Origin of the sequence: Anoxybacillus andreesenii (genome assembly GCF_030813005.1) — a bacterium.
Taxonomy (GTDB): domain Bacteria; phylum Bacillota; class Bacilli; order Bacillales; family Cytobacillaceae; genus Robertmurraya; species Robertmurraya andreesenii.
On sequence record NZ_JAUSTU010000008.1, the window covers coordinates 1 to 26,222 of the forward strand.

The 26,222-nt window shown below is 41.4% G+C and carries 28 protein-coding genes, 11 tRNA genes and 1 rRNA gene; 3 read left to right on the top strand and 37 right to left on the bottom strand.

Translation table 11 applies throughout. The annotated features are described in order from the left end of the window. The 13 genes from J2S07_RS09535 to J2S07_RS09595 all read right to left on the bottom strand — a co-directional run. Positions 1 to 381, bottom strand: a 16S ribosomal RNA gene (locus J2S07_RS09535); the annotation flags it as partial. Between the two features lie 112 nt (positions 382 to 493). Continuing rightward, a tRNA-Gly gene (locus J2S07_RS09540) sits at positions 494 to 567 on the bottom strand. A 177-nt stretch (positions 568 to 744) separates the two neighbouring features. Then, positions 745 to 821 (bottom strand) — tRNA-Pro (locus J2S07_RS09545). A 9-nt stretch (positions 822 to 830) separates the two neighbouring features. Next, a tRNA-Arg gene (locus J2S07_RS09550) sits at positions 831 to 907 on the bottom strand. A 61-nt stretch (positions 908 to 968) separates the two neighbouring features. Then, positions 969 to 1,054: transfer RNA gene (locus J2S07_RS09555), tRNA-Leu, on the bottom strand. Positions 1,055 to 1,114: 60 nt separating this feature from the next. Then, a tRNA-Leu gene (locus tag J2S07_RS09560) sits at positions 1,115 to 1,199 on the bottom strand. A 37-nt stretch (positions 1,200 to 1,236) separates the two neighbouring features. Then, positions 1,237 to 1,312, bottom strand: a tRNA-Lys gene (locus J2S07_RS09565). Positions 1,313 to 1,319: 7 nt separating this feature from the next. Next, positions 1,320 to 1,394: transfer RNA gene (locus J2S07_RS09570), tRNA-Gln, on the bottom strand. A gap of 28 nt (positions 1,395 to 1,422) precedes the next feature. Further along, a tRNA-Asp gene (locus J2S07_RS09575) sits at positions 1,423 to 1,499 on the bottom strand. Between the two features lie 44 nt (positions 1,500 to 1,543). After that, a tRNA-Glu gene (locus J2S07_RS09580) sits at positions 1,544 to 1,618 on the bottom strand. Positions 1,619 to 1,635: 17 nt separating this feature from the next. Further along, positions 1,636 to 1,726, bottom strand: a tRNA-Ser gene (locus J2S07_RS09585). A gap of 3 nt (positions 1,727 to 1,729) precedes the next feature. Beyond that, positions 1,730 to 1,804, bottom strand: a tRNA-Asn gene (locus J2S07_RS09590). 284 nt (positions 1,805 to 2,088) lie between these two features. Further along, positions 2,089 to 2,550 carry a SprT family protein gene (locus tag J2S07_RS09595; RefSeq protein WP_307150174.1) on the bottom strand — a complete coding sequence of 154 codons (462 nt, stop codon included), beginning with the start codon at positions 2,548 to 2,550 and terminating at the stop codon, positions 2,089 to 2,091. A gap of 93 nt (positions 2,551 to 2,643) precedes the next feature. Here J2S07_RS09595 and cmpA point away from each other — a divergent pair, with 93 nt between their 5' ends. Continuing rightward, entirely contained in the window at positions 2,644 to 2,757 is a 114-nt protein-coding gene (gene cmpA / locus J2S07_RS09600) for a cortex morphogenetic protein CmpA (protein ID WP_136833854.1), read from the top strand. A 205-nt stretch (positions 2,758 to 2,962) separates the two neighbouring features. Here the strand turns inward: cmpA and J2S07_RS09605 are convergent, their stop codons facing one another. From J2S07_RS09605 to acpS, 14 genes are all read right to left on the bottom strand, one after another. Further along, positions 2,963 to 5,140 (bottom strand): Tex family protein, encoded by a 2,178-nt coding sequence (locus J2S07_RS09605; protein ID WP_307150175.1) that lies wholly within the window; start codon positions 5,138 to 5,140, stop codon positions 2,963 to 2,965. Positions 5,141 to 5,278: 138 nt separating this feature from the next. After that, the gene (locus J2S07_RS09610) at positions 5,279 to 5,875 is read right to left on the bottom strand and encodes a PP2C family serine/threonine-protein phosphatase (protein WP_307150176.1); all 597 of its coding nucleotides are present in this window, start codon (positions 5,873 to 5,875) and stop codon (positions 5,279 to 5,281) included. Next, positions 5,872 to 6,666: an RNA polymerase sigma factor SigB gene (sigB, locus tag J2S07_RS09615; protein WP_307150177.1), complete on the bottom strand. Its 795-nt coding sequence runs from the start codon at positions 6,664 to 6,666 to the stop codon at positions 5,872 to 5,874. Before sigB ends, J2S07_RS09610 begins: the two co-directional genes overlap by 4 nt. After that, positions 6,644 to 7,120 carry an anti-sigma B factor RsbW gene (gene rsbW, locus J2S07_RS09620; protein WP_307150178.1) on the bottom strand — a complete coding sequence of 159 codons (477 nt, stop codon included), beginning with the start codon at positions 7,118 to 7,120 and terminating at the stop codon, positions 6,644 to 6,646. The genes sigB and rsbW overlap by 23 nt, the downstream gene beginning before the upstream one ends. Then, complete coding sequence (locus J2S07_RS09625; RefSeq protein WP_307150179.1) at positions 7,117 to 7,449, bottom strand: anti-sigma factor antagonist; 333 nt, start codon at positions 7,447 to 7,449, stop codon at positions 7,117 to 7,119. The genes rsbW and J2S07_RS09625 overlap by 4 nt, the downstream gene beginning before the upstream one ends. A gap of 55 nt (positions 7,450 to 7,504) precedes the next feature. Continuing rightward, positions 7,505 to 8,515 carry a PP2C family protein-serine/threonine phosphatase gene (locus J2S07_RS09630; protein ID WP_307150180.1) on the bottom strand — a complete coding sequence of 337 codons (1,011 nt, stop codon included), beginning with the start codon at positions 8,513 to 8,515 and terminating at the stop codon, positions 7,505 to 7,507. An 11-nt stretch (positions 8,516 to 8,526) separates the two neighbouring features. Then, positions 8,527 to 8,928 carry an anti-sigma regulatory factor gene (locus J2S07_RS09635; protein ID WP_307150181.1) on the bottom strand — a complete coding sequence of 134 codons (402 nt, stop codon included), beginning with the start codon at positions 8,926 to 8,928 and terminating at the stop codon, positions 8,527 to 8,529. 4 nt (positions 8,929 to 8,932) lie between these two features. Next, the gene (locus J2S07_RS09640) at positions 8,933 to 9,289 is read right to left on the bottom strand and encodes an STAS domain-containing protein (RefSeq protein ID WP_307150182.1); all 357 of its coding nucleotides are present in this window, start codon (positions 9,287 to 9,289) and stop codon (positions 8,933 to 8,935) included. After that, complete coding sequence (rsbRA, locus tag J2S07_RS09645) at positions 9,270 to 10,118, bottom strand: RsbT co-antagonist protein RsbRA (RefSeq protein WP_307150183.1); 849 nt, start codon at positions 10,116 to 10,118, stop codon at positions 9,270 to 9,272. The genes J2S07_RS09640 and rsbRA overlap by 20 nt, the downstream gene beginning before the upstream one ends. A 290-nt stretch (positions 10,119 to 10,408) precedes the next feature. Next, on the bottom strand, positions 10,409 to 10,759 hold the full coding sequence (ndoA, locus tag J2S07_RS09650; RefSeq protein ID WP_016201246.1) for a type II toxin-antitoxin system endoribonuclease NdoA: 351 nt from the start codon (positions 10,757 to 10,759) through the stop codon (positions 10,409 to 10,411). Between the two features lie 4 nt (positions 10,760 to 10,763). Next, on the bottom strand, positions 10,764 to 11,045 hold the full coding sequence (locus J2S07_RS09655; protein WP_307150184.1) for a CopG family ribbon-helix-helix protein: 282 nt from the start codon (positions 11,043 to 11,045) through the stop codon (positions 10,764 to 10,766). 226 nt (positions 11,046 to 11,271) lie between these two features. After that, positions 11,272 to 12,453: an alanine racemase gene (alr, locus tag J2S07_RS09660; RefSeq protein ID WP_307150185.1), complete on the bottom strand. Its 1,182-nt coding sequence runs from the start codon at positions 12,451 to 12,453 to the stop codon at positions 11,272 to 11,274. A 139-nt stretch (positions 12,454 to 12,592) separates the two neighbouring features. Further along, a complete protein-coding gene (locus J2S07_RS09665) occupies positions 12,593 to 13,615 on the bottom strand; it encodes a LolA family protein (RefSeq protein WP_307150186.1) in 1,023 nt (340 codons plus the stop codon). 205 nt (positions 13,616 to 13,820) lie between these two features. Next, positions 13,821 to 14,189 (bottom strand): holo-ACP synthase, encoded by a 369-nt coding sequence (gene acpS, locus J2S07_RS09670; RefSeq protein WP_307150187.1) that lies wholly within the window; start codon positions 14,187 to 14,189, stop codon positions 13,821 to 13,823. 80 nt (positions 14,190 to 14,269) lie between these two features. Here acpS and J2S07_RS09675 point away from each other — a divergent pair, with 80 nt between their 5' ends. Continuing rightward, a complete protein-coding gene (locus J2S07_RS09675) occupies positions 14,270 to 14,866 on the top strand; it encodes a rhomboid family intramembrane serine protease (RefSeq protein WP_307150188.1) in 597 nt (198 codons plus the stop codon). Positions 14,867 to 14,880: 14 nt separating this feature from the next. On the opposite strand, the gene J2S07_RS09680 is transcribed toward J2S07_RS09675, so the two are convergent. From J2S07_RS09680 to J2S07_RS09715, 8 genes are all read right to left on the bottom strand, one after another. Continuing rightward, positions 14,881 to 16,317, bottom strand: coding sequence for a PH domain-containing protein (locus J2S07_RS09680; protein WP_307150189.1), 1,437 nt, complete (start codon positions 16,315 to 16,317; stop codon positions 14,881 to 14,883). Continuing rightward, positions 16,310 to 16,789, bottom strand: a complete 480-nt coding sequence (locus J2S07_RS09685; RefSeq protein ID WP_307150190.1) for a PH domain-containing protein — start codon at positions 16,787 to 16,789, stop codon at positions 16,310 to 16,312. Before J2S07_RS09685 ends, J2S07_RS09680 begins: the two co-directional genes overlap by 8 nt. A 106-nt stretch (positions 16,790 to 16,895) precedes the next feature. Then, the gene (cshA, locus tag J2S07_RS09690; protein WP_307150191.1) at positions 16,896 to 18,368 is read right to left on the bottom strand and encodes a degradosome RNA helicase CshA; all 1,473 of its coding nucleotides are present in this window, start codon (positions 18,366 to 18,368) and stop codon (positions 16,896 to 16,898) included. 453 nt (positions 18,369 to 18,821) lie between these two features. Then, positions 18,822 to 19,505 (bottom strand): alpha/beta hydrolase, encoded by a 684-nt coding sequence (locus J2S07_RS09695; protein WP_307150192.1) that lies wholly within the window; start codon positions 19,503 to 19,505, stop codon positions 18,822 to 18,824. A gap of 140 nt (positions 19,506 to 19,645) precedes the next feature. Next, positions 19,646 to 19,951, bottom strand: coding sequence for an STAS domain-containing protein (locus J2S07_RS09700; RefSeq protein ID WP_307150193.1), 306 nt, complete (start codon positions 19,949 to 19,951; stop codon positions 19,646 to 19,648). A gap of 25 nt (positions 19,952 to 19,976) precedes the next feature. Then, positions 19,977 to 20,381 (bottom strand): ATP-binding protein, encoded by a 405-nt coding sequence (locus J2S07_RS09705; RefSeq protein WP_307150194.1) that lies wholly within the window; start codon positions 20,379 to 20,381, stop codon positions 19,977 to 19,979. Positions 20,382 to 20,383: 2 nt separating this feature from the next. After that, on the bottom strand, positions 20,384 to 20,701 hold the full coding sequence (locus J2S07_RS09710) for a hypothetical protein (protein ID WP_307150195.1): 318 nt from the start codon (positions 20,699 to 20,701) through the stop codon (positions 20,384 to 20,386). Between the two features lie 62 nt (positions 20,702 to 20,763). Beyond that, positions 20,764 to 22,137, bottom strand: coding sequence for a globin-coupled sensor protein (locus J2S07_RS09715; protein WP_307150196.1), 1,374 nt, complete (start codon positions 22,135 to 22,137; stop codon positions 20,764 to 20,766). Between the two features lie 191 nt (positions 22,138 to 22,328). Between J2S07_RS09715 and J2S07_RS09720 the strand changes: the two genes are divergently transcribed. Beyond that, complete coding sequence (locus J2S07_RS09720; RefSeq protein ID WP_307150197.1) at positions 22,329 to 23,468, top strand: PP2C family protein-serine/threonine phosphatase; 1,140 nt, start codon at positions 22,329 to 22,331, stop codon at positions 23,466 to 23,468. 159 nt (positions 23,469 to 23,627) lie between these two features. On the opposite strand, the gene J2S07_RS09725 is transcribed toward J2S07_RS09720, so the two are convergent. Both J2S07_RS09725 and J2S07_RS09730 read right to left on the bottom strand, forming a co-directional pair. After that, positions 23,628 to 25,004 (bottom strand): UDP-N-acetylmuramoyl-tripeptide--D-alanyl-D-alanine ligase, encoded by a 1,377-nt coding sequence (locus J2S07_RS09725; protein ID WP_307150198.1) that lies wholly within the window; start codon positions 25,002 to 25,004, stop codon positions 23,628 to 23,630. Between the two features lie 61 nt (positions 25,005 to 25,065). Then, positions 25,066 to 26,142, bottom strand: a complete 1,077-nt coding sequence (locus J2S07_RS09730; RefSeq protein ID WP_307150199.1) for a D-alanine--D-alanine ligase — start codon at positions 26,140 to 26,142, stop codon at positions 25,066 to 25,068. Positions 26,143 to 26,222 lie beyond the last annotated feature (80 nt).

A 26,222-nucleotide genomic window follows, 5' to 3' on the forward strand; every position in this document is an offset into this window, starting at 1 on the left:
TGCGGAAGATTCCCTACTGCTGCCTCCCGTAGGAGTCTGGGCCGTGTCTCAGTCCCAGTGTGGCCGATCACCCTCTCAGGTCGGCTACGCATCGTCGCCTTGGTGAGCCATTACCTCACCAACTAGCTAATGCGCCGCGGGCCCATCTGTAAGTGATAGCCGGAGCCATCTTTTAGCAAGAAACCATGTGGTTTCTTGAGTTATCCGGTATTAGCTCCGGTTTCCCGAAGTTATCCCAGTCTTACAGGCAGGTTGCCCACGTGTTACTCACCCGTCCGCCGCTACATCTTCGGGGGCAAGCCCCCAAAGATATCGCTCGACTTGCATGTATTAGGCACGCCGCCAGCGTTCGTCCTGAGCCAGGATCAAACTCTCCAATAAAGAGTTGATTAGCTCATAAAAATTTGTTGTTTAAAACAACTAGAATTAACGTTGACGTATGATTTGTTTAGTTTTCAAAGAACAATGATTATCCACGAAAGTGGAAAATTCTTGGAGCGGGTGATGGGAATCGAACCCACGACAACAGCTTGGAAGGCTGTGGTTTTACCATTAAACTACACCCGCATAATGATTGTAAATTCATTCATTTTTGCTTACGTATTCTGGCCTTATCATGCCTCTTCCTCTACAAGCCAATTCAATGATGATTGATGTGTCGAGGCAACTCGCAGCATATTCATAGATGCGTAGCTCGTGGCTGTGGTTTTACCATTAAACTACACCCGCATTCTATGACCTTCATGGTCGGGAAGACAGGATTCGAACCTGCGACCCCTTGGTCCCAAACCAAGTGCTCTACCAAGCTGAGCTACTTCCCGATTAATTTATGGCGCGCCCGAGAGGAGTCGAACCCCTAACCTTTTGATCCGTAGTCAAACGCTCTATCCAATTGAGCTACGGGCGCGAATCTTTTTGAAGCGACCTATTTATTATATCAAAATAATAACTTTTGTCAACACTTTTTTTGGTGCGGCCGAGAGGACTTGAACCTCCACGGGGTTGCCCCCACTAGGCCCTCAACCTAGCGCGTCTGCCATTCCGCCACGACCGCTTAAATTAGCAACAAAAAATATTATATCATTTTTCTTAGCTGTTTTCAACTGAAAATACTTGGTGCGGGTGAAGGGAGTCGAACCCCCACGCCTCGCGGCGCTAGATCCTAAGTCTAGTGCGTCTGCCAATTCCGCCACACCCGCATATATTAATAGTTGTTTTCGCTAAAGCGAAAAAACATGGTGAGCCATGAAGGACTCGAACCTTCGACCCTCTGATTAAAAGTCAGATGCTCTACCGACTGAGCTAATGGCTCTAAGAAATGGCTGGGCTAGCAGGATTCGAACCTACGAATGACGGAGTCAAAGTCCGTTGCCTTACCGCTTGGCTATAGCCCATTGATAACACTTCATTTATGATAGAAAATGGCGGTCCGGACGGGACTCGAACCCGCGACCTCCTGCGTGACAGGCAGGCATTCTAACCAACTGAACTACCGGACCAATGTTTTTTCTAGATAAGTGAAAATGATGTTTCTCTATAAAAATGGTGACCCCTACGGGATTCGAACCCGTGTTACCGCCGTGAAAGGGCGGTGTCTTAACCGCTTGACCAAGGGGCCATGCAAAGGAAATGAAATGGCGGAGAAGGAGGGATTTGAACCCTCGCGCCGCTCGCGCGACCTACACCCTTAGCAGGGGCGCCTCTTCAGCCTCTTGAGTACTTCCCCTAATGGCTCCGCGGGTAGGATTCGAACCTACGACCGATCGGTTAACAGCCGATTGCTCTACCACTGAGCTACCGCGGAATATTAAGATTTGGCTATACGCCTTAGGCTTTCTTTGATTGTCCTCATCTCAGAAAGAGCATTCAAGTAGCATCTCGATGAGTACAACTCGTAGACTATTCATGATGTTTCGCTCGTTGCTCTACCACTGAGCTACCGCGGAATAATCTGCTTTTGAATGTTACTGTCTTATCGACTCTTCATATTATAATGAGATGTATTCTTCAAGTCAAGAACAAAATTTCGATTCAGTTCTTCGTTTTTTTGAGCCGAGGTTTATAAGATAACACCGTTTTTTTTGAAAGTCAACTATCCATTTTAATTAATTTCCCACGACATTTTCCGCACACGTAGCGTGTAACATTAATAGCCCTTTTTCTTTTAAATACAAGACCGCATTTAGAGCATCGGTAGCGAAGTATCTTATGACTTCGATTTGTAGCAGGTCTATCCGGCAGCATATTACAAAAGCGTGGGGCGCCCACCTTTTTCAATAGAGCCTTAAATTCTTGATCACGATGCTGATATCCTTTGCCTTCAAGATGCAAATGATAATGACAAAGCTCATGCTTGATAATCCCAATGAGTTCTTCTTCCCCCAGCTGTTCTAAATATTTTCGATTGATTTCAATATCATGAGATTGTAATAGATATCGCCCACCTGTCGTACGTAAGCGATGATTAAAAACAGCTCGATGCTTAAACGGCTTTTGAAAATACTCCATGGACAATCTTTCTACAAGCGCCTGAAGCTGATAATCTTCCATTATGACGAAATCCCCTCTAATTTAGTAAACATGACAACCCATTATAGCATACATTGTATATACCCTTTCATATCTTGAATTGGAGGTATTAATATGCCTACTTGGTTTCAAAATCAGATGCAAAGAGCCTTTCTTGAGAAAAATCGCTACCAAATTAAACTGCTTAATCAATGCTGGTTTTTTTACAGAAAAAAACACTGCTCATAGGAAAAGCGCAAGCGCCTCGTTCATCGCCGTACAAACTGGAAGGACCTGTTCTTTCGATAAAGGAAACTTGAATTGCGTTAGCAATTCTTAGTTGACGCAATCGTTGCGGAGGGGGCCTGAAGTTTGATAGGCGATAGGCGCTGGAGCTAGACAGTATTCAAATTTCAAAATTCATTCTTAATTGCAATTAGGCAGTGTTTCTACATTACTCTTGAGGAGAGAGCATCGTTAGTGCCACCCTTCCCTTCTTTATATCTACAGATTCCACCCAAACGGTCACAACGTCGCCAACCGAAACGACATCCATCGGATGCTTCACGTAACCTTTTTTTAGCTTAGAAATATGAACGAGGCCATCCTGCTTCACCCCAACATCTACAAATGCACCAAAATCGACGACATTTCTAACCGTACCCTGCAATTCCATTCCAGGCTTTAGATCCTCTAACTTCAAAACATCTTTCTTGAGCAATGGTCTCGGAAGATCATCACGCGGATCCCGTTCAGGACTCATCAAGGCTTCGATAATATCATGTAAGGTTAGCTCTCCAATTTCTAATTCTGCTGCCATCTCTTTTACTTGAATCTTTGAAAGTGCCTCCTTCAGTGCATCCGTGCCGAGATCCTTCGCAGTAAATCCTAGATTTTTTAACAACCTTTTAACCTCGGAGTAGCTTTCAGGGTGAATGCCTGTCCGATCTAAGGGTTCCTTTCCATCAATTACCCTTAAGAATCCGATTGCTTGCTCATAGGTTTTGGCACCAAGGCGAGGAATTTTCTTCAATTGATTTCGCTCAACAAATTTCCCTTCCTCTTCGCGCTTTTTCACAATATTATTTGCAACCGTCTTTGAAAGACCTGCGACATACTGTAGTAGAGATGAGGAAGCTGTATTCACATTGACTCCTACCTGGTTTACCGTTGTTTCTACGACGAAGGTTAAGGATTCACTGAGTTTTTTCTGAGACACATCATGCTGGTATTGCCCGACTCCAACTGATTTCGGGTCGATTTTTACCAGCTCAGCCAGTGGGTCCTGGAGTCTGCGTGCAATAGAAACGGCGCTTCTTTCCTCAACCTGAAAATTAGGAAACTCCTCACGGGCAATATCGGATGCAGAATAGACACTCGCTCCCGCTTCGTTGACAATCAAATAAAAAATAGGTGCCTCTTGTTCTTTAAGAATATCCGCAACAAACTGCTCGGTTTCCCTTGATGCTGTCCCATTTCCAATCGCAACAACCTCTACCTGATATTCCTTCAATATGGCATCCACCTTTTGCTTGGCCTCCCTTGGCTTTGCACTTGGTGGATGTGGATAGATTACATCAATTTTCAGAACCTTCCCTGTTTCGTCCACAACGGCAAGCTTACAGCCTGTCCGATAAGCAGGGTCAACACCAAGAACCACCTTGCCTTTAAGTGGAGGCTGAAGTAATAGATTTCTTAGATTCTCCGAAAAAATATGGATTGCTTGTTCCTCCGCTTTCTCTGTTAACTCGCTTCGAATCTCTCTTTCAATGGAAGGCTGAATTAACCTTTTGTACCCGTCCTCAATAGCTTCTAGAGCAGAGGAAGCCGTTATAGATGCAGGATTCTTGATCCACTTTTTCTTCAAATAATCGATCATTAAGTCCACATTAGGCTTAATGGTAGTTCTCAAGATCTCTTCTTTTTCCCCACGATTAATCGCAAGTATCCGATGGGGCACAATCTTTGATACAGGCTCTGAATACTCATAGTACATTTCATAGACATTTTTTTCGTCTTTTTCTGCGTCCTTTACCGCACATTCAACTACCCCTGTTTTAAAGGTTTCTCTCCTAATCCACTTTCGTCCATCTGCATCATCAGAAACCCACTCTGCAATAATATCCCTTGCCCCTGAGATGGCATCCTCTACTGAGGAAACCTCCTTCTCCTCTGATAAGAACTCCTCGGCTTTCCCCTCTAGCGAGCCGGAAGTCGGAAAAGACATCATCCACTCTGCTAATGGTTCCAATCCTTTTTCCTTAGCAATAGTCGCTTTTGTTCTCCTCTTCTGCTTATAAGGTCGATAGAGGTCCTCTACCTCCTGGAGCTTAATAGAGGCTTCGATAGCTTGTTTGAGTTCAGGGGTTAGTTTCCCCTGCTCTTCAATTAAACGGACAACCTCTTCCTTTCGTTGCTCGAGATTTTGGATATAATTCCACCGCTCCATAATGTCACGAATTTGCACCTCATCAAGAGCTCCTGTTGCTTCCTTTCGGTAACGCGCAATAAACGGAACTGTATTTCCATCATTCAATAAGGAAATCACGTTTTTAACCGATTTCAAGGGAATGGATTGTTCAGTAGAAATAATCTTTAGAAAATGATCTTGCTTATCTATTGTTTGCTCCACAAGACTAGCCTCCAGACAAATAATTTATCCTCTTCATTATTTTAACAGACATCTACTCTCAATTGCACATTCCAAAGGGGAGTGTCCGCCCCAGGTGGACACTTTCGCTCATTTGTCCACCGGGCGTACCTGGTACCGTTATAAGAGGCTGCCGATGATGAAGGTGGCGTCGTCTGAAGAGGAGGAGGGCCTTCCCTTAATATCTTCAGCGATGGAATGAAGGGGTTTTTCTACGTTTAAGATGGTTTTTAAGCCATTAAAATGAAAGCCATCTGAATATAGAAGGAATTTTGAAGCTGATTCATAAGGATAGCATTGCGTACGAAAAGTCTGCGGCTTTCCAGACAGATATCCTGTTACAGGTAATGGGTAGGTCAGTTTTCCGGAAGAGGAGTAGAGGAAAAAGCGGATATTCCCAACACAGCTATAGACAAATTCTTTTTTCAAAAAATATACTTTCAGAATGGCAACTGCTGCGCCTCTCTTTTGAGCAAGTGCTTCATTACACCTTCTCATGACCGAGTCCACATTTTCATGATGGTACTCTTTTGCGATTGAAATAACGGCCGTTGATGAATCATGAGCATTATATCCACTGCCTAAGCCATCTGCGAGGATACAAAAAAAATACTCATCAGTGCTGGTATAGTAGTACCCGTCGCCGCACTGCTCATTGCCTTCCTTTGTTCGTTGATGCGCAAGCACTTCAACTTCTTCACTACAAAAATGTTTCATGATAGACACTCCGTACTTTTATCATCATTTAGAATGGCTTCTCTTAGTTTTTTAATCGCCCTTCGCTGCAGGCGCGATACGTGCATTTGTGATATCCCCAATTTTTCGCCTGTCTCCTTTTGGCTCAGATTATCCAAAAACGCGCACTGAATGATTGCTTTTTCTCGTTTTGTTAACACATGCAGAACCCTTTCAAGTACTAGCCGCTGATTGACCTTCTCATACCCATCATCCACATTGCCCACAATGTCGAGTAACGTCACTGTGCCGCCATCTGAATCGACCTCTAAAGGGTGATCAACCGACAAGGCAGAATAGCTCTTTCCCATCTCCATCGCCTCAAGCACGTCTTCCTCTGAGATCTTCAAGGCCTCGGCGATTTCGTGAATTTTGGGCGAGTGGTGAAAAACCGTCGTTAATTCCTCTACCGTCTTATTAATTTTGGGGCTTAGCTCTTTTATTCTTCTAGGAACATGGACACTCCATGTCTTATCTCTCATAAATCTTTTGATCTCTCCCACGATCGTGGGGACTAGAAACGCCTCAAAGCTCTTTCCGATCGAAGCATCATACCGCCTTATCGCCCCCAGTAATCCAATAATGCCAACCTGAACGATGTCCTCATGGTAGGATCTACCCTTTGAGTACTTCCTGGCAATATGATCAATAAGAGCTTTATAATGGAGAACCAATAATGTCTGCGCCTCTTCATCCTGATGCTCCTGAAAGTATTTGATGTATTCTTCAATCTCCTCTTTAGTGAGGGAATTAGGTTGAGACGGTCTCTGCATCAAGCTCCACCTTCTCTCCCTCCAGGTATTTCGTCATATAGACCGTAACACCTTCCTTATGCTGAATTCTTACTTCATCCATCAAGGACTCAATCAAATACAGCCCTAATCCTCCCTCACGCATGATTTCAACGGAGACACCCTCTTGGTCATAAGGACCAAGCTGGCTCTTTAGCTCTTGAAAATTGAAACTCTCCCCATGATCAGCCACCATCACCTCAAGCCGATCTTTGAAAAGTGCAAAGCCAATCACGACCTCACCAATATTGGTTGATTTATAGGCATGCTGAACAGCATTTGTGCAGGCCTCACTAATCGCGATTTTCAAATCCTCAATATCATCGTAGGAAAATCCCATTCTCCCTGCTATGCCAGATGACGTTAATCTCACCACTCCAACATATTCAGGTTTCGCAGGAATTTTTATCTCGATGTAATCAAATGGCTGACTCATTCCGCTTCACCCTCAATCCGACTATTAATATTCATGATATCTGCTAATCCTGTTATCTCGAAAAGTCTTTTGAGGCGTCCTGTTAATCCAATGATTTGAAGTTCGCCCTGATTGGAACGGATATTCTTAAAAATCCCAACCAATACCCCCAGCCCCGTACTGTCCATATAAACGACATCTTTAAGATTGACGATTATCTTCATTTTCTCTTTTGTTGAGAACGGATAGAGGGCATCCCTGAGCTTTGGGGCGGTATAAGCATCTATTTCACCACACACATTTACCTCTACTGAGTTGTTATGCTCTAGTACCTCTATCTCGATATTCATCCTTAATCCCTCTCCCCCTAACAATCTTCTTTTCCATTACCCTCTGCATGGAGGATTAAACACTCCTTTTTAAAATAATCAAGGTAAAGTCGTCTCTTAATCGAAAATTCTGCAGCTTCTCAACATCCTTAAAAATATGGTTCACAATTTCTTGTGCAGACAAATGAATGTATTTCCGAATATTAGAAAGAATAAATTCCTTTTCAATAAACCCGTCAGCCGTCTTGCATTCCGTAACTCCATCAGATAAAAGGATAATCATATCACCAGGATGGACCATTTTTTCATATTGTGGATATTTGGTTTTTTTTTCGATACCAAGCAACAGTCCCTTTGCCTTGATTTCTTCAAACTCTTTCTTGCTCCCATCATAATAAAATCCCGGCTCATGTCCTGCCGAGGCATAGGAAAAAATATGATGTTCAAAATTGTACATTCCATAAAACATCGTCACAAACATGCTCGGGTCCACATTCTGTTCTACTACACGATTTAGATTTTCCAATAAAATGCTCGGTTCATTTCGATGCTCAGGCAAGCTATCCATCGCGTACTTTATCATGGACATACAGAGGGCCGCTGGAATTCCCTTCCCAATCACATCTGCAATCGCAATGCTAATGCTTTTGTTGTCATCCTGGACAAAATTATAGTAATCCCCGTTCATATGTCTGGCAGGTACACTAATCGCCCCGATATCTAGCCCTTCAATAGTGGGTATTTCCGTTTCAAGAAGAACCTGCTGAACGTTGGCGGCGATTTCCATTTCCGAGCGAAGCTCTTTTTGCTGATCCCTTAGGCTTTGATGCTCGCGATAGGCAAAGCCGTAACCGAGCATAATTTCAAGTAGGATGTCAAACGAATGGACGACATAATCTGGCATGTCGGGATACATCTTCTGCAAAAGCATTTTATGAAGACTGATAATTTCTTCAGGAGTAATCTGATTTTCTATGGATTTTCTGCTGAATTTTTGCCCGAGATAAAGGGTTGACTCCGATTGCTCATTAATATATCTAGTTAGAATATCTCGGTATTTCGCTTCCATCACATCACGAAAAGGCATAAGTACCCCTCCTACCGTATCCATTTGATGGCATTGATTTCTGTCCCGGTTTCTGGTGATGAAACAATTTGAAATTCATCCATAAGCCTTTTTACACCCGGAAGTCCCGCACCAAGACCACCAGAGGTAGAATATCCGTCCTCCATAGCCAACCGTATATCCATAATTCCAGGTCCATTGTCTATTGCTACAATACGTAATCCCGCATGTCCTTTTTCATATATTTTCTCAATACATACCTTTCCTTTATCTGCATAAATGAAAATATTTCTTGCCAGCTCACTAATGGCAGTAGTGATGCGCGCTTGATCCACAATTCCAAATCCAAGCTCTTTGGCAACATTGCGACCCAATTGTCTTGCGGCTACGATGTCCCATTCAGTCTGGATTCTCACGCAGGATTGGTTACTCATGTAGTTATTCCCCCAATTCCTGTTGTAATTTCTCCAGGCCCTTTTCTAAATCCAAGGAGGTCAAAACATCATCCAGTCTTATTCCTAACTCTATTAAAGTAATCGCCACGGCAGGCTGTATCCCTGTTATGACCACCTGTGCTCCCATTAGCTTTGACATGCTTATCACATCGCCCAATACCTTTGCGATAAAAGAATCGATGAAGTCAATCGATGTAATATCAATGACAACTCCGCTTGCGCTCGTTTCATGAATCTTATGTAGCAAATCCTCTTGAAATTGCAAAGCTGTTTGATCATCTAGTTCCCATTGAATGGAAACCAATAAATAGTCATACAATTTAAGAATTGGAATCCTCACTTTTTCCACCCACCTGTACAATTTTCTTGTTCGTCTGCTCCAACGCTGCTTCCATCCTTTTTTTCAATGTATTCTTAGTCGTAATCTGATTCAAACTGATTCCCAGATTCACGATTGTTTGTGCAATTTCCGGACGAATTCCTACAAGCATGCATTTTGCGCCAACAAGTCTCACTGCTTCAGCAGCTTGAATAATATGGTGAGCAACCATTGTATCGACTACCGGAACACCAGTAATATCAATTAAAACGACTTCTGAACGATGCTTGACTACCCCGTTGAGAAGGTTTTCCATGATTTGTTTGGCTCTTTCCGTATCGATCGCCCCGATCAGAGGCATAACAGAAATGCCGTCAAAGACAGGGATTAACGGGGCTGAAAGCTCCTGTAACGCAATTTTTTGCAGAGAAACCGTTCGTTCCCAAGTGGTTGAATAAATATGGACAATTTCATTGGTCATCGGAGTTGTCCACTTATCCAGGCCATAGAAAACCTTCATTTCATCCTCTTCACTAACTAGCCGATCCGCTTTTATTCCCTCAAAGACAATCGAGGAAAACACCCGGATTCCCTCGGTAACAAAGCTTAATGGCCAACCAAGCTTCACCACTTTTTCCGCAAAATCATGGAGCCTTTCGCTATATTCATCATTTGTTTCATTCAGATTAGAGATCACCATTTCTACAAATTCTCTGCTAGTCCCCACAAACACATGGTTGGAGACCACTCTCAGAACACGATCATCTGATTTTTCCTTCATTTTTTCGACCCATTGCTTGAGGATATGCTCCTTTTGTTCTTGAATATAATGGATGATAACCCGATTCATTTCATCCTCTCCCATCCAAATAATAAAATGTAAACCAACTTTCTATTTATGATAACAGCCCTTTGATGATAATACAAAATATTCACAACTTACCGACTTTTCTATTTACCCTCTTCCCATTCTATTCAAACCTTGGCAAAAATAGAGTACAAAAAAAGACGAGTATTCAACTCGCCCTAGGGGAAATCGCCTTATATTCAGTATTCGGCTTTTGCACTCATATTTTAGAAAGAAATGTTTATACTGATAAAACAAATAAAAAACGCCCTTTGAATAAGGAGCGTTTGGGATTAAAATTCTATGAGACCTAAGCTGATTTGTAATGCTTCGTCCACTTTTTCCATCATTTCTTCATCGAGATGAGTAATCTTATCGGTTAAGCGTTGTTTATCGATTGTTCGTATCTGTTCCAACAGGATGACCGAGTCTCTCTCGAAACCATATCGCTTCGCATCAATTTCAACATGTGTAGGCAGTTTTGCTTTTTGAATTTGTGCAGTTATTGCGGCAATAATGACTGTGGGACTAAACCGATTCCCAATGTCGTTCTGAATCACAAGTACTGGACGGACACCGCCTTGTTCTGAGCCAACAACTGGGGACAGGTCTGCAAAATATACGTCTCCACGTTTGACAATCAAAGGATTATCCCCCGCTTACAAGACGTTCAACTGTGTGTTCTGCCTCATATTCTGCATGGAAGCTTTCAGAAGCAATAGATAAGTTTATTTTCGCCATTTCCATGTAGCCACGTCTCATGGATTCACGAATTTGTCTCTTTTTCCGTTCGCGCAAATACATTTTTGTTGCCTGATAAATGAATTCATTTCTGTTTACATTCTCTTGTTTGACATAACCATCTAATTCAGTTAATAAGTGCTCAGGTAAACTAACCAAAATTTCTGTTGTTGCGCTGGACTCAGACACAAACATACACCTCCACCATCACTACACACCATTTTTGACCGTACTTACTGTCCGCAAAAGTTCCGGTTTCTCTAGTTATCATTGCATGAGAAAGTTGTATCACTTAATCTATACCATATTTAATAATACCATCAATCCGTCTAGATGCAAAGGCAATTTATCAATTCTACTGTATTATCAGCCAAGAAAACACCCTTTTATGCATGATCATCACAATAACTTTTTTTTATGCTTTTTTCTTGTCCAAAAGCTTGAGTATTGGATTGCTAACGGCCATTTTTTTCCCGGCCTTTACATAAATCCTCGGAACCCGACTCGAAATCAAGCATGGAATTTCGTAGTTGATGGTATCGAGCCACGATGCAACCTCATCGATCGCTATCGCATCATTCTGATCCTGTCCAATTAAAGTAACAACAGTTCCAACAGTAAGCTCACATGGAAGTTTAATCATACACTGATCCATGCATATTCTACCCACAATTGGCACTCTCATACCATTAACTAGAACAACATTCCCTTGGAGTTTGCGAATCCACCCATCGGCATAGCCGATTGGAAGCGTGCCGATCCATTCTTCCTCCTGCGCTTCATACGTAGCTCCATAGCTCACCGTTTCCCCGGGCAAGAGCTTCTTCACGTGAATAAGCTTTGTTCTTAATGAAAAGGCCTCTTTCAATGAAAAGGGTAGCGCTTCTTTCATTTCGACGGAAGGGGACAGCCCATACATCGCAATTCCAAATCGAATCCCATTAAAAAAAGCTGCAGGTTCTCTTAAGGAAGCTGCGCTATTGCTTGCGTGAATCATCCTTGGCTTTGTCTTAAGGGCGCTTATCATGCTTTTGAACTTGCTTAACTGTTCTTGGAAGTAGCTTAAATCGCCACTATCGGCTGTTGCAAAATGAGTAAACACTCCATCTAGCTGAAACCTCGGATCTTCCCCTAGAAGCCCTTCAATCTTAAGCAATGTTTCCTTGTCTCGAATTCCAATCCTGCCCATTCCCGTGTCTAATTTAAGATGTACAGATACCGTTGCGTCCTTACCGAGGACCTCTTTTGCTTCTCGGACCCAATCCTCTTGAAAAATCGTTAGCGTAATTTGATGCTCGGCTGCTATTTGGACGTAAGAGGGATTTGTCGCACCAAGCACGAGGATCGGTGCATCAATCCCTTTTTGCCTTAGTGCAAGTGCCTCATCCAAAAAGGCTACAGCTAAGGAAGAGGCTCCCGCTTCGAGGGCTGTCTTTGCCACCTGAACATCCCCATGACCATAGGCATTGGCCTTTACAACGGCCATCATTTCAACATCCCCCGGTAAAAGTGATTTCATTTGAGCCACATTGTCCCTTATATGATCAAGATTCACTTCCACCCATGTATCCCGATAAAACTGTTCTTCATTCATCATCCAATTCCACTTCCCCCTAAATTCCGGACATTTCTAAATAAAATTATCAAACTCTAGAGAGGGATTGTCAAATCGGAAAGGTAAACAGGCCTAACCAATACAAAAAAGACTCTTCCGTTTGGAAGAGCCTCATCATTCTTTATTTTCCCATCTCACCTTGTACCTCGACAGAACGGGCAAGCATCAACATTTCTTCCTCTGTCAAGTCTTTGGAAGCTAGTGTATAATCGACTCCCTGGTGGGTCCAAGTGAGTGTATTAGAAGAAAGAGCCCCGATCGTGAAGCCTAGATCAACCGGTTCGCCGCTGACCGTTGTTGCAACCATCGTCGTCGGAACAACAACCGCTTTTTCCTGAATAAGAGTAAACGATTTTTCGCCACCACCATAGGTTAGGATGACACGTTTGCCATTTTCCGTATTCATCGGCTTCTCTTCAATCAGCTCCACCTCTGGAATTTCAGCCGTTGGGTATTTCACTGTAAACTCCTCGTCCTCTAAATCCCCCATCACAGGCACCTCTAGCTGTGCACCCGTCATATTTTTCGCCATATCAAAGTCCTTTTTGTCAAAGGTAGCATTAAAATTAGTTGCAGAAAATTCAACAGTCACGAGTGATTTACGATCAGAATCCATGACCTTCACACTGATGGGTGTAAGATCCTTCCGATTGAGCTTGATCTCTTGCAATGGCAGCATTTTATTATTTTGATAGCGCGTTTTTGTTTCAAACACATAATGCTCCTTTGTTGCTGTAAACTTTGCTTCTTTATCCTCAATAATGTCCCTTATAAGCGACTCATATAGATAGGCTTGGCTGCTATTTTCTGGCCAATCACTTTGGAATCGGAAGCTCTTATTTAGCGCAGGTGTAAGAACAAAAACTCCCTCACCATTGCGAAGAATCATTTGGCTTTGATCCTTTTGGGCATTTTTTAAATCAACGCGATAGTAGGTTGGTTCCTTATGCCAGATTTCCACATCATAGGTTTGTGGATCCGTGCCCATTTGCAGGGTCATCTTCGCCTTTACCTTATAACCCTTCAAATCCTCCAGCTTTTTGTTCAAATCCTTCACGACATCTTCCTGTGACTTCGACCCACAGGCGGACAATGCAAAAACTACCATTAACCCGGCGAGAAGCAGTACAATCCATTTCTTCATTCTTTCAACCCCTTCGTCTCATTTGTGCTTGTTCTAGCTTCAGTATCAATGGAGGGAGTAGACAGTATTTAGACATTGGCTTAGATTCTCAATGTTCCCGCCGCCTAGTCTTGTCTCCCCTATCGCACTATGAATATATGAGACAACCATTGGGATTATGACGAGCCTTATGGAAAGACTGTTAAATTTTTTCGATTCGCCTTAATCATGAACCGTTGTGTGAACTCTCTTCGATGATGACCTGCGCAACCGCATAATCTGTACTATGAGAAATGGATAAATGAACAAGCTTTTCTAACGGCTTACTTATATACGGTTTCCCCTTTTCATCAACAACAATTTCAATATCTAAAAAGGATAACTCCTTGCCGATGCCCGTACCATTTGCTTTTGAGAAAGCTTCCTTTGCGGCAAACCTTCCTGCAAGAAATTCAATTTTTCTCTTTCCAGATAAACCTTCAAAGGTTTGTTTTTCATTTTCGGTTAAAATTCTTTCTGCGAACCTTTTTTGTCGTTCCACGATGCTTTCAATTCTTTTCAATTCTACAATATCAATACCGATGCCAGTAATCATAACCGTTCTCCCTTACATTTTTCTCAACAGACAAGCATAATAGTTATAATGAACTTAAAGAAGTACGAGGAGGTTTTCATTTGTTTGTACGAACGGAAAGCTTTAAAGAATTTATCCGCTACTATCCTGTTGTTTCCTTCATTGTCCTTATCCATATCCTATTATATTTGCTAACCGTAATACCAGCCTTCCCTTCTGCATGGCTGTTTGAAACCTTAATGGGTGTGAACTTATATATCGTTCAAGGGGAATATTGGCGTCTTGTCACTCCAATCTTCATTCATAGCGGGCTTGCACATGTATTATTTAATAGCTTCTCACTCGTCCTGTTTGGTCCTGCTCTTGAACGGATGCTTGGGAAATCGCGCTTTATCCTTCTATATTTAGCGACAGGGATTCTCGCAAATGTCGCTACATTATTGCTGAAACCATTAACCTATACCCATGTTGGCTCGAGCGGGGCCATATTTGGTTTATTTGGCGTGTATCTTGCCATTGTGCTGCTAAGAAAGGATTTAATGTCAAGTGAAAATACTCAAGTGATCTTAACCATTGCCATCATCGGCGTCTTAATGACCTTTCTCCAGCCAAATATTAATGTGACCGCCCATCTCTTCGGGTTAATTTCAGGATTCGTCCTCGGCAGTATGCTCATTGGAAAAGGCCGACAATATTAAGAAAAAGCGCTGAGTCACAGCGCTTTTTCTTCCCTTGAATACCATTCGTACATGGTACGAACATCCTTTTCCTCTAAATCAACAACTGCCCCACCTGCTCCTCCCATCCCAGACATGACCTTGGCCTCGACCGAAGCCAGCTCCTTCTTGCTCTGAAAAAAGCTTTTCTTCATCGCCAGGGATTGGATCTTATTCTTCTGCATATAAACCGTATGCTTAACAACATTCCGATAGGATAGGGTTAATTGATTTCCAGTTTGATTCCAACCCGCCGCCTTGAACTTTAAATAAGACCAACCCGCTGAGAGCGGCAATAATAATAAGGACAGAAAACCCCAAGGTCTCAAGAAAATGATTAAAAGAACGCTGATTGGAACAACTAAGAACCAGCCTCTAAATACATATCTTCTTAAAGAACGTTTTGGAGCGGAAATCATCTCGTCAGATAAGGTATATCCGTCGATATTCCCTTCAATAATACCCCGTACCTTATCCCTTTTGATAAACGGAAGGATGTTTACCGCTGCACTTTCAGCGTTTTGCGCTGAGCCTCCAGCACTTTCAATATAGACGCTTGCATAGCCTAATGGCTGACGCAATAGGTTTTCACTAATCCGGATACCTTGGATTCGATTCAACGGAATCGTCAGCTGCTTTTTTTCTAATAATCCCCTAGTGATAATTAGATCATTATCAACCTTCTTCAATGTAAAATCAGCATACTTCAGCATCATCCCAATGACTGCAATGATCCAAGCAAGCACAAAGCCGATAAAAACAAGGATACTTATAAAAATCACGCCATTTGCAACTAAATCCTCCAGCTGATGAAAGACGGTTTCATAGGGGATGATGTCATCAAATTGAGATAGGAATGCAACAACGGCTGAAATAACCACTCCGACACCACCGGATGTCGATGCCAATAAGAGAAGTTCTTTCGCTGAAATTTTATATAAAATTTCCTCCTTCACTTCTTGCGACAGTACATCTTCCGAGCGATTATTTTTTGCATTTTGAAGGACATCCTGAATGGCGGCAGCCTCCACCTTTGAAATTGCCGTTAAAACGGCTTCAGCGTCAGCTCCACTAGAACCCGCTGTTTCAATCTTTACCTTGACCAATCCAAATGGACGATGGAATATCCCTTCCGAAAAATCAAGGCTTTGAATTCGCTCAAAGGGGATATAGCGTTTTTTCCTGACGAATAGACCGTATTCAATTCTAAGCTCTCCTTCTTCCAATCTGTATGTGTAACGAAGCCATGACACGATTCCAGAAGCTAAAATTAGAATAAGGATGACCGCTCCTCCAATAATAGGGATAAGAATCGTACCTATTCCTTTGCTTCCGAATACAACGAATGCGAAAAATGGAATAATGAGCTCTTTCAGCGTCTTTAATCCGTTGAGGACCGCTGTGATTGGATGAAGTCGTTTCGGTTCAGACATCCTCATCAGCCACCCTTGCTAACCTTGATATGAACACCCTTAGCTCCTCTGCCTCCCCTAGCTCTAGTGCAGGGATTTCATGAACCGTCGCTGCCGTCGAAACCGCCACCGTTGCGAGGTCGTATTTTCTCAAGATCGGCCCCTGCTTCGTATCCACATGCTGTACCCGAATCATTGGAACCAAGGTCCGCTTTACGATAAAAATACCATGCTGCAATTCAATTTCCTGATCTCTAACCTCGTAGCGCCAGCGTTTCCATTTTAGAAGCGGGAATAAATAGACAAAAAAATAGATATCGAGAATCAATAAGATGATGGCAGCTGCAATAATCCATACGGGCCACTCCAAAATAATGGTTAGTGCAATGGCACCTCCACAAATAATTAACGCAATCAAACTGTAAATGCCACCTGTAATTCTCCAAACAGGCAAGGCACGTTCTGAAATCCTTTTCTGTGGTTCAAATAACATAGGCTCCTCCTTCTTGAAGCAAAAATTCCATACTTCTTTTACGCAAAAACCTAAGAATAGGTTTCAATTCAGCAAAAAAGAGCACATCACTGTGCTCTTTTACAACTTATTTGTAGCTATTTGATCTTGGCTTGCTGTTCGTATGTCGCTTACCGCCTTGTCCCTGGCCTTGCCCTTGTCTTTTGTTGTACGGAGCTCTTTTACGATCACGGGACTCGAATTTTCCTCTGCGGTCCTGTGGTCGTTTGTCACGCTTCGAAGGCAGTGGCTTTTCTTCTGTTAGCTTAACTGGTGTTGTATCCGGCTCTTTCGTTAACATTTTAAGCACAGCCGCAACAACCGTAGTCGCATCCTGCTGTTCGAGCAATTCTTCTGCAGCTTGCTTATAAAATTGAAGATTGTTTGTTTCGATTGATTGAAGAATTTTCTCGAGTACAGCTTTTTGCTGTCCTTCCAAAGCTTCATCAAGAGTTGGCGGCTTCATGCGATCCATTTTTCTCTTTGTCGTTTTTTCTACAACTGCAAGATAGGATTTTTCTCTTGGAGTGATGAACGTCATCGCCACTCCCTCTTTCCCAGCACGGCCTGTACGTCCGATACGGTGAACATAGCTCTCTGGATCCTGAGGGATATCAAAGTTATAAACATGCGTAACTCCGCTAATATCCAATCCACGTGCGGCCACATCCGTAGCAACTAACACATCGATGGAGCCTTCCTTGAACTTGCGCAGTACCTGTAGACGTTTGGCCTGACTTAAATCTCCATGAATTCCTTCAGCCATATAGCCTCGTAAGTTAAGAGCCTCTGAGAGCTCATCCACTCTTCTTTTTGTCCGCCCAAACACAATGGCTAACTCTGGCGTTTGAATATCAAGGAGTCTTGTCAAGATATCAAATTTGCTCTTTTCCTGAACCTCAATATAATATTGTTCGATTAATGGAACCGTCATTTCCTTTGTCTTCACACGAACAATCTGTGGGTCCTTCATGAATTTTTCAGCCATTCTTTGGATTGGAGCTGGCATCGTTGCTGAGAATAATAGGGTTTGACGCTCCTCTGGCGTTTTAGAGAGAATCGTCTCAATATCTTCAATAAAGCCCATGTTAAGCATTTCATCGGCTTCATCCAGAATAACAGTGTGAATATTTTCTAAGCGAATCGTTCTACGGTTAATATGGTCAAGAATACGTCCTGGGGTACCTACAATAATTTGTGGGTGATTCTTTAAGGCTCTAATTTGGCGATTGATGTCCTGACCTCCGTAAATCGCAAGAACCCTCGCTCTTTTACCATAGCCAATTTTGTAGAGCTCCTCGGAAACTTGAACAGCTAATTCGCGGGTTGGGGCAATAACAATTCCTTGGATTACATTGGATTCCGTATCAATTTTATCAACTAAAGGAATACCGAATGCTGCTGTTTTTCCAGTACCTGTTTGAGCTTGCCCAATAAGGTCCTTATTTTGCAAGCTTAGTGGAATCGTTTCCGCTTGTACTGGGGTAGCCTCCTCGAATCCCATTCTTTTCAGGGATTTCATCGTGGCGGGGCTAATACCTAAATCTTCAAACTTCGTCAATGTTTTCATTCTCCTTCTTTATTGTAAAAATTATATTCTAAACAAGTAATGAGACTGCTTAGGCTGTTTTCGTTCGGATTGATATATTGGAATGGCTCTAGTGCCAGCCATTCCGTTCATATTGGGCGTGCGATACGCATAGAATAACCAGCTCTTTTCTCCGTTGTATCAATAGATAAGCTGAAAAAATCATTGGTTATCCCTTTATTTTTATCCAAAAGTAACAATGTTTGAGAAAAGAGCCTTTGCTAAAAGTGAAAAAAGACATTCCCCGATTGGAGTATGTCCGAAATTAAATTCTCGTTGACACTTTCAACCAATTCTAACACTTTAAAGTAGTAAATGCAATGAAGGGGGAGCGACAAATCATATTTTTTTATTTTCTACAATAGAACTCAATTCACTATCGGAATACCTAGCCACCTTCATCAACAGAAGTATCTCTAGCTAAGCTCACTTTAAGAAATCTACAATTTCATGAAACAGCCTTTCCCTTTCATTACTATGGCAAATTAGATGCTTTGATTCCTTTAAAAAAATCAGCCTTTTCTGCGGAGCAGCGATCTTTTCATACAAATACAAAGCACTTCTAGGCGGTACCACTCCATCAATTTCTCCTTGGGCGATCATCGTTGGAATCGTCACTCTACCTAGCAATGGTTTAATGCTTGCCACTAGCTTTCGAAATTGTAGGGCTGCAGCAACTGGGGTTTCCTTCATTTTTCTCCTATATCTTATAAACAGTTCGTTTTCCTTTAGTTTCCCCTTAAAGGAATCCTTTACCATTTCAATGATATCGATGGTCAATTGCTTTGGATGAACATAGAATGCAGCTGCGCTGAGCAAAATAAGCTTCTTTATCGGATAATGGACCGCCAAATAGCTTGCAATTAATCCTCCCATGGAGAATCCTACAACAAAGACTGTCTCACAAGTATCAAGTAGGTTCTCAAGCTCCTCTTCAGCATGCTCAATCCATTGATTATAGCTAATTCCTTTTAAAGAAAGCGATTCCCCATGTCCTGGCAGGGTTGGCACCTTGATCTTCCAATTCGTGTGCTTTTGCAAAAAGTGAACCAAAGGCTCTATCTCCGAAGGATTTCCTGTAAATCCATGAATACACAAGCAACCAATCAAGCCAATCATCACCTCTTTTAGACTCGAATCCCAAAGTCTTTACGAGATTTTTTCAGCTAGGTATACGCCTATTATTTTACACATTATTCAGCAAACAATTCCAATGATACAAAAAAAATCTTGCAAGGAATACAAGATTTTTAGGAGCTAATTTGGGCAAACTGATCTAGTTTACATATTTTAAAGATATTTTGAACGGGCTCGCTCACATGAACCAATTCGACCTTGGCATGACTAGACATCGGGTAAATCCATTTCAAAAGCAAGCTGATACCAGAACTGTCAACAAAGCGAACATTTGAAAAGTCAATAACAATTTTGTTATATTCCTTTGCTGGACTGAAGTTGGATAATTCTTCTTCTAATTGTCGGGATGTTTCAAAATGAATATCGTTCATAAATGAAGCCTCGAGAACATCTCCTGAATTCATAAAATTTATAAGCATATTACCCCTCCTTTCTGTAGGTTTCCTATTTCTTGAAAATCATCTTAGCTACTTGTCCATTTTGTTCATATGAAAAATGGTGGCAAATCTGTTGAAGAATATATAGCCCCCTGCCCCTTACTTCATGAACATTTGGACATTCATTATCTAGGTAATCCTCCCATTCGAATTCATTTCCGATTGAAGTCACTTGAATGAGAATCTCTGAATCAGATTCGTCAATTGCTACACGAATATCGCTACAGGACGAGTCGGAACCGTGACACAAAAAGTTTGTAAATACTTCCCATAAGGCCAGCTTAATATTATAAATAATGCATTCGGAACTATTTTCATATGGACAAGAGCAATAGGCAATCTGATTCAAAATTTGATCAACAGTAGATGAAATGCTATTTCGTAATAACCGATCAATATGACAAATGATCATTTTCAGAAAACCGCAGAACGCAGCCTTTCCAATAAATTTTTTAAATATGGGTTGGAATCATTCCCCTGATGCTCTAATCGATATAGTTGACTCCATAACGAATTATAGATAGAACGATATCCCTCATAGATTTCGCCTCGAAAAGACCTCTCTAAATGCATGAGGCGAAATTTCACATAATTTCTTTCTTCTCTGGTGTTTTCAATCTCTCCTAAATCAATCAGGACAATTCGTTCATTGGCTTCATTAAGAAGTGTTGCTGCCATTTCATCTAGATTTGCAAACTCACAGTTCTCAAACTTCAATCGAACTTCTTTCATCCCCATACCCCATTTCAATAGAAAAATGTTTACTGTTTTTCGGTTTGGAATTTAAAAAGGGCCTAGTTTCTAAATTTATCTGTCAATTCATTATTCAGATAACTGAGTTGTTCGGCCATTTCAGCAATTTGATGGGAAGCATCAGAGATTTCCTCAAATGTTTTTTTGAACTCAAAAATGAACCCACTAAAATTATGAATACGGCTATCATTGGACTTCACATTTTCGACAGAAGCCTCTAAAATTTGGATGATATTTCGATTCGTTTCTCTAAATAGACTTGTTTCATCTACAATATGTTTGAAGCTATTCTCGAATTTTTCAATCGTCTCCTGGACCGTGCTGATTTGCCCTTGAATATGGTCGAGCGCTTGCTCTGTTTGATGTGCCAGTTTTCTTACCTCCTGGGCAACGATCGAGAATCCCTTCCCATGTTCACCTGCACGAGCAGCTTCTATTGCGGCATTCAAGGATAGGATATTTGTTTGATTTGAAATGCCACGAATCGTCTTAACAACCTGTCCGATCTGGGTAGAGCTATCACTTAATTCTTGGGTTAATATTTTTGTATTGGCTATTAAGTCTACTACCTTGTCTACCTTGGTTAACGCCTCTGATACATCTTGCTTTCCATCATCAACCGTAGCAATCATATCTTTAGATAACTGTGTAATCGATTCCACTTCTGAAAGCATCTGCTCAACCAAACCCTCTTTATCGGCAATAGAGGAAGTTGTTTCTTCTGCACTAGCCGCTAAAGTAGAGGCAGAATCATTTAACCGGCTTTGAAGCTCTTCGATTTCATTAAGCTTCATCATAGATGAAGTGTAGGATTCAATATACGTTTCAATTCCAATTTGCATATCGAAGGAACATAGACGCTGGAAGGAGATATAGTACTTCATAACCTCTTCCCAAGTATCTAATTCTCTTGTTAATACATGAAGCATCTCGTTCTGAATTAGGGTATATGCCCCGATATACCATTCTGGGAAAAGTCCGATTCGATTATGGACATTCCCAATGACCTTTCTGCGAATGACATAATTCTCATCAATTCGTCCAGAAACCATATCCAACAAATATTGAGTAAGTGTTTTTCCTAATTTCTCAATAGTTGAATGTTTGTTGATAATGGTTAGAAGGTTCGGCATATCCTGAAGCTTCCCGTAGAAGGCATCCACAATCTGTGCGGCGTTCCTTTCCATAATGGGACGGATTTCTGCTAGATTCATAATATCCTCTTCAGAAAGACCGACGAATCTAATTTGATTTCCTACATTATTATGCAAGAGCTTTTGAAATTCCTGGTTTTTTGGTTGATATGAGTTGTTTTCAATTTTTGTGTTAGCTAAATGATGATTATCTTCTTTGCGGAATAATCGGAATGCTCCTTTTTGATTCCCTAGAATAGATTTAAACGGACATCCACTCATACGCGTCCTCCTTACTATAAGCACAACTTTTTACCTATATAGAGTCAGTATATACGATAGAAAAATAGAGTAATTTAGAATTTATAACAATTTTATGAAAGTTTTATGTACAAACCTGTTTTTAAACAACGATTTAAATTCCCTATGGTAGAATGAATAAAATTAGAACATTTGTCTAAGGAGAACAAGGAATGGCTATTTACATTGTTGAATCAAGGTTAGATAATGCAAAGGAATTAAAGACCATCCTGAAGAGACAGTTTGATGATGTTTACAACGTAAATTTGAATAGTCTCGTAGTCGAATCAGGTTATTTACGAATCAAACCAAATTCAATTATTGTTTACCAAGGATATTACAATGATTCAACAATGGAATTGATTAAAAACTTCTGCCGTAAGCATCAAATCCCATTCCTTGCCATTATAGACAAAGAGAGCTTCTCTTCAGAGCATCCTTTCTTGGAGGATGATCTTTTAATTGATATCGTTACTGAACCAACGGATATGGAGCTCTTGTTGCGGGTAAATCTGCTCGTTAAGTATCAGAACGAAATCGTTAAGAGAGTCGATAAGGAAAGACAACTAGAAAGTGCACTCCATCACATCACTGAGGAACTAGAGTTTGCAAAGAAAATTCAACAGCTTGTCCTGCCAAGACAATTTTCAGAGCCCCATATTAATTTTAGTGCGGTCTATGAGCCTTCTGCTCAGCTATCAGGGGACCTTTACTTTTGGAAAAAAATTTCCCCACATGAATATGGCTTCATTTTAATAGACGTAAGCGGGCATGGAGTCCATGCAGCGTTAGTTAGTATGGCCATGCGCTCATTATTCCCCGGTCTCTTGAAACGTGTTAAGGAGCCGATCAGAATTGCCCATGAGTTGAATGAACATATGCTAGCAATGTTTGAAAAGTTCACAGATCACAAATATGTGACGTCCTATTTCACTGCCATTATATTAACCATTGATACCATGAAGAAAACGATAAAGTATGTAAACGCAGGGCATCAACCGGGACTTTTACTCCAGAACGGTACATTAGAAACCCTTGAATCGAGCATGATTCCAATAGGACTAATTGAGAATCCACAAATTGAGATGAAGACGATTCACTATAAGAATCCCGCCAGATTGCTTTTATTTACAGATGGTTTAACCGAAATTCCACAATCGCTCATGGTGAATCGCATAGACAAGGTAAAAAAAGATTTTGCTGACCATACTCAGGATGATGATAATGCATTGCTAGAAAAACTCCTCACCGAGCGCAAAAAGGATTCTAAGATTTTTGATGACATCTGTGCTGTCGCAATATCATTAAAATAGTACGAAGCTCTATTATTGCCTGTGTTGATTTCAGCCTTATATGGGTATGTGAACGGGTTTTATTCGGTACGAATAACTTAGAGAACATACACATATAAGGCGGGTATGTTGATTAACAAAAAAATGAAACCCTATTTTAAAGGTTTCATTTTTTTATTCTTAGCGTTGCAGTCCTTGCACGATTTCTTCCAGTCGCATTCCACGGGAGCCTTTTACAAGGATAAGTGTTTCTTCATTTGTATGTTTTCTTAATTCCTCGAGAAGCTTTTCTTTTTCTAAGTAGGAAAATACTCGTCCTTCTGGAAAAACCTCCTTCGCTCCCTGAGCGATAAATTCTCCCAGTCTGCCGAATGTGAATACATAATCAATCTTATCGCTATCAATATCCTTTCCTACTGCAACATGAAAGGCCTTCTCCTCCGGTCCCAATTCAAGCATGTCGCCTAAGACAAGGATTTTATGTTGATAACCATTTAAGCTTGTAACCAGTTCAATCGCCGCTTTCATGCTGGTTGGGCTGGCATTATAGGCATCGTTAATAATTTTTTCTCCATTCGTACCTTCCACAAGCTCCATTCGCATACCAGTTAATTTCAACGAAGCGAATCCTTGATTCATCTCATCATAAGGAATGTCAAAATAATGAGCCACGAGCATAGCAGCTAAAGCATTTAAGATATTGTGAGTACCAAGTACAGGCAGTTTAAATTCTGTCCTTAGTCCATTTACATTAAAATAGCTGCCATCATCTGTTTGTTTTATGTAGGTTGGATATAAGGAATTCGACTCCATCCGTCCAAATGTCTGCTTGTTTGCATCCCCACTATATTCCATAATTCTTTCACGCAATAGCGGTTCATCCCCGTGGAAAACAATGAGTCCATTTTGAGCCAATCCCTTAATGATTTCAAGCTTCGCTTCAGCTATTCTTTCCCTCGAGCCTAAATCCTGAAGATGCGCTTCACCAATATTCGTAATCACTACCACATGTGGACGGGCAAGCTTTGTAAGAAACTCGATTTCCCCCATGCTGCTCATTCCCATTTCCAGCACGGCAATTTCCGTATCCTTCTCGAGCGCTAACACGGTAAGAGGCAAACCGATATGGTTGTTATAATTCCCTTCCGTTTTCTGTACTTTATAGCGAGTACCCAAAAGATTGGCCGTCATATCCTTCGTTGTCGTTTTTCCATTGCTCCCTGTAATCCCAACGACTTTGACATCCAGTTCCGAACGGTAGCTTCTTGCCAATTCCTGTAAAGCAACGAGCGTGTCCTCTACCACAAGAATTGGGAGATCCTTTGGCGGGTTTGGAACATCCTTCTGCCAAAGTGCAGCCGCAGCACCTTCTTTTATAGCTGCCTCTACATAACGGTGGCCATCAACATGCTCCCCTTTCAAAGGAACAAATAAATGACCCTTTTTTATCTTTCTTGAGTCAATGGTTACACCGTTAATCTCTACATCCGCAAATGATTCGATATTATTACAAATTCGTATCATACTTTCAATTTGTTTAATCGTTTTCTTAATCACAAGGGACCTCCTATTTAAGAAGCACACGGCGAATTTTGCCGTGCACTTCATGCTATCTAAATTAAAATGTATATTTAATCCTTTGTTTTTCATCATATCGTTCAATTCCAAGCTGCACAAGGCGCTCGATCAATTGTGGATAGTCCACACCTGTATGCTTCCATAAAAGTGGGAACATGCTAAATGGTGTAAAGCCTGGCATCGTATTCACTTCATTAATATAGGCCTTTCCATCCTTCGTTAGGAAGAAATCGGCACGGACTAACCCAGAGCAATCCAATGCTTTATACGCCCTTTTTGCTAATCCCTCAAGAAGCTTATACTCAGCCTCTGTTATCTCTGCAGGAATAACCAATGCGGTATTTCCATCCTCATATTTCGCCTTGTAATCATAAAATTCTACCTTCGGAATGATTTCCCCTGCCACCGAGCATTCAGGCAGATCATTTCCTATGACCCCTAATTCAACCTCACGTGCAGTTACACCCTGTTCAATGATAATTTTTCTGTCAAATTGGAAAGCCTCCTTAAAGGCAGTAACCAGCTCTTCACGATTGGTACATTTGCTAATCCCTACACTTGAACCTAAGTTTGCCGGCTTAACAAAGCATGGATAGCCGATGTCCGCTTCAACCTTCTCATAGGCAGCCACCGGATTATGCTCCCATTCACTACGGATAAACCATACATAATTGACCTGAGGCAATCCTGCTTGGGCGAAAATGTTTTTCATGATAACCTTATCCATTCCCGCAGAGGAGGCAAGGACTCCATTACCTACATAAGGAAGGTTCAGTAATTCCAACAATCCTTGTACAGTACCATCCTCACCATTCGGTCCATGAAGGAGCGGGAAGATGATGTCAAAAGGGGCATTTTGGCTATCGGCTGTAAATAAAGCAGGAGCCAAAGCAGTAGGCGGCAGGGATTCCCCATTAGAAAATTGTAAGGCCGCCACTGTTTCAACCTTTCCTTCTAATAAAGGACCTTTGATCCATTCACCTTGTTCTGTAATGTATATTGGATATATCTCAAATTTTTCATAATCAAGCGCATTTATTACAGCAAGTGCCGTCTGTAAGGAAACCTTATGCTCTGCAGATTTGCCTCCATACAGTAACCCTATTTTCTTTTTCATTTTGAGTACCTCCATTTTTAAGGCAGCATCTAGCCCAAATCAAAACATACCTCTATATTTTATCACTTTATCAGAAGAGG

Bases quoted from the DNA above. Each gene is read 5' to 3' on its own strand.
- sigB (WP_307150177.1), bottom strand. From the start codon at position 6,666: ATGCAGAGACCGTCTCAACCTAATTCCCTCACTAAAGAGGAGATTGAA.
- J2S07_RS09705 (WP_307150194.1), bottom strand. From the start codon at position 20,381: ATGATCATTTGTCATATTGATCGGTTATTACGAAATAGCATTTCATCT.
- J2S07_RS09665 (WP_307150186.1), bottom strand. From the start codon at position 13,615: ATGAAGAAATGGATTGTACTGCTTCTCGCCGGGTTAATGGTAGTTTTT.
- J2S07_RS09685 (WP_307150190.1), bottom strand. From the start codon at position 16,789: ATGTTATTTGAACCACAGAAAAGGATTTCAGAACGTGCCTTGCCTGTT.
- J2S07_RS09595 (WP_307150174.1), bottom strand. From the start codon at position 2,550: ATGGAAGATTATCAGCTTCAGGCGCTTGTAGAAAGATTGTCCATGGAG.
- J2S07_RS09710 (WP_307150195.1), bottom strand. From the start codon at position 20,701: ATGAAAGAAGTTCGATTGAAGTTTGAGAACTGTGAGTTTGCAAATCTA.
- J2S07_RS09680 (WP_307150189.1), bottom strand. From the start codon at position 16,317: ATGTCTGAACCGAAACGACTTCATCCAATCACAGCGGTCCTCAACGGA.
- J2S07_RS09610 (WP_307150176.1), bottom strand. From the start codon at position 5,875: ATGAAACATTTTTGTAGTGAAGAAGTTGAAGTGCTTGCGCATCAACGA.
- J2S07_RS09730 (WP_307150199.1), bottom strand. From the start codon at position 26,142: ATGAAAAAGAAAATAGGGTTACTGTATGGAGGCAAATCTGCAGAGCAT.
- alr (WP_307150185.1), bottom strand. From the start codon at position 12,453: ATGATGAATGAAGAACAGTTTTATCGGGATACATGGGTGGAAGTGAAT.
- rsbW (WP_307150178.1), bottom strand. From the start codon at position 7,120: ATGAGTCAGCCATTTGATTACATCGAGATAAAAATTCCTGCGAAACCT.
- cmpA (WP_136833854.1), top strand. From the start codon at position 2,644: ATGCCTACTTGGTTTCAAAATCAGATGCAAAGAGCCTTTCTTGAGAAA.
- rsbRA (WP_307150183.1), bottom strand. From the start codon at position 10,118: ATGAATCGGGTTATCATCCATTATATTCAAGAACAAAAGGAGCATATC.
- J2S07_RS09700 (WP_307150193.1), bottom strand. From the start codon at position 19,951: ATGCTTATAAATTTTATGAATTCAGGAGATGTTCTCGAGGCTTCATTT.
- J2S07_RS09630 (WP_307150180.1), bottom strand. From the start codon at position 8,515: ATGCCTTTTCGTGATGTGATGGAAGCGAAATACCGAGATATTCTAACT.
- acpS (WP_307150187.1), bottom strand. From the start codon at position 14,189: ATGATTACTGGCATCGGTATTGATATTGTAGAATTGAAAAGAATTGAA.
- J2S07_RS09715 (WP_307150196.1), bottom strand. From the start codon at position 22,137: ATGAGTGGATGTCCGTTTAAATCTATTCTAGGGAATCAAAAAGGAGCA.
- J2S07_RS09625 (WP_307150179.1), bottom strand. From the start codon at position 7,449: ATGAATATCGAGATAGAGGTACTAGAGCATAACAACTCAGTAGAGGTA.
- J2S07_RS09720 (WP_307150197.1), top strand. From the start codon at position 22,329: ATGGCTATTTACATTGTTGAATCAAGGTTAGATAATGCAAAGGAATTA.
- J2S07_RS09635 (WP_307150181.1), bottom strand. From the start codon at position 8,928: ATGAGTAACCAATCCTGCGTGAGAATCCAGACTGAATGGGACATCGTA.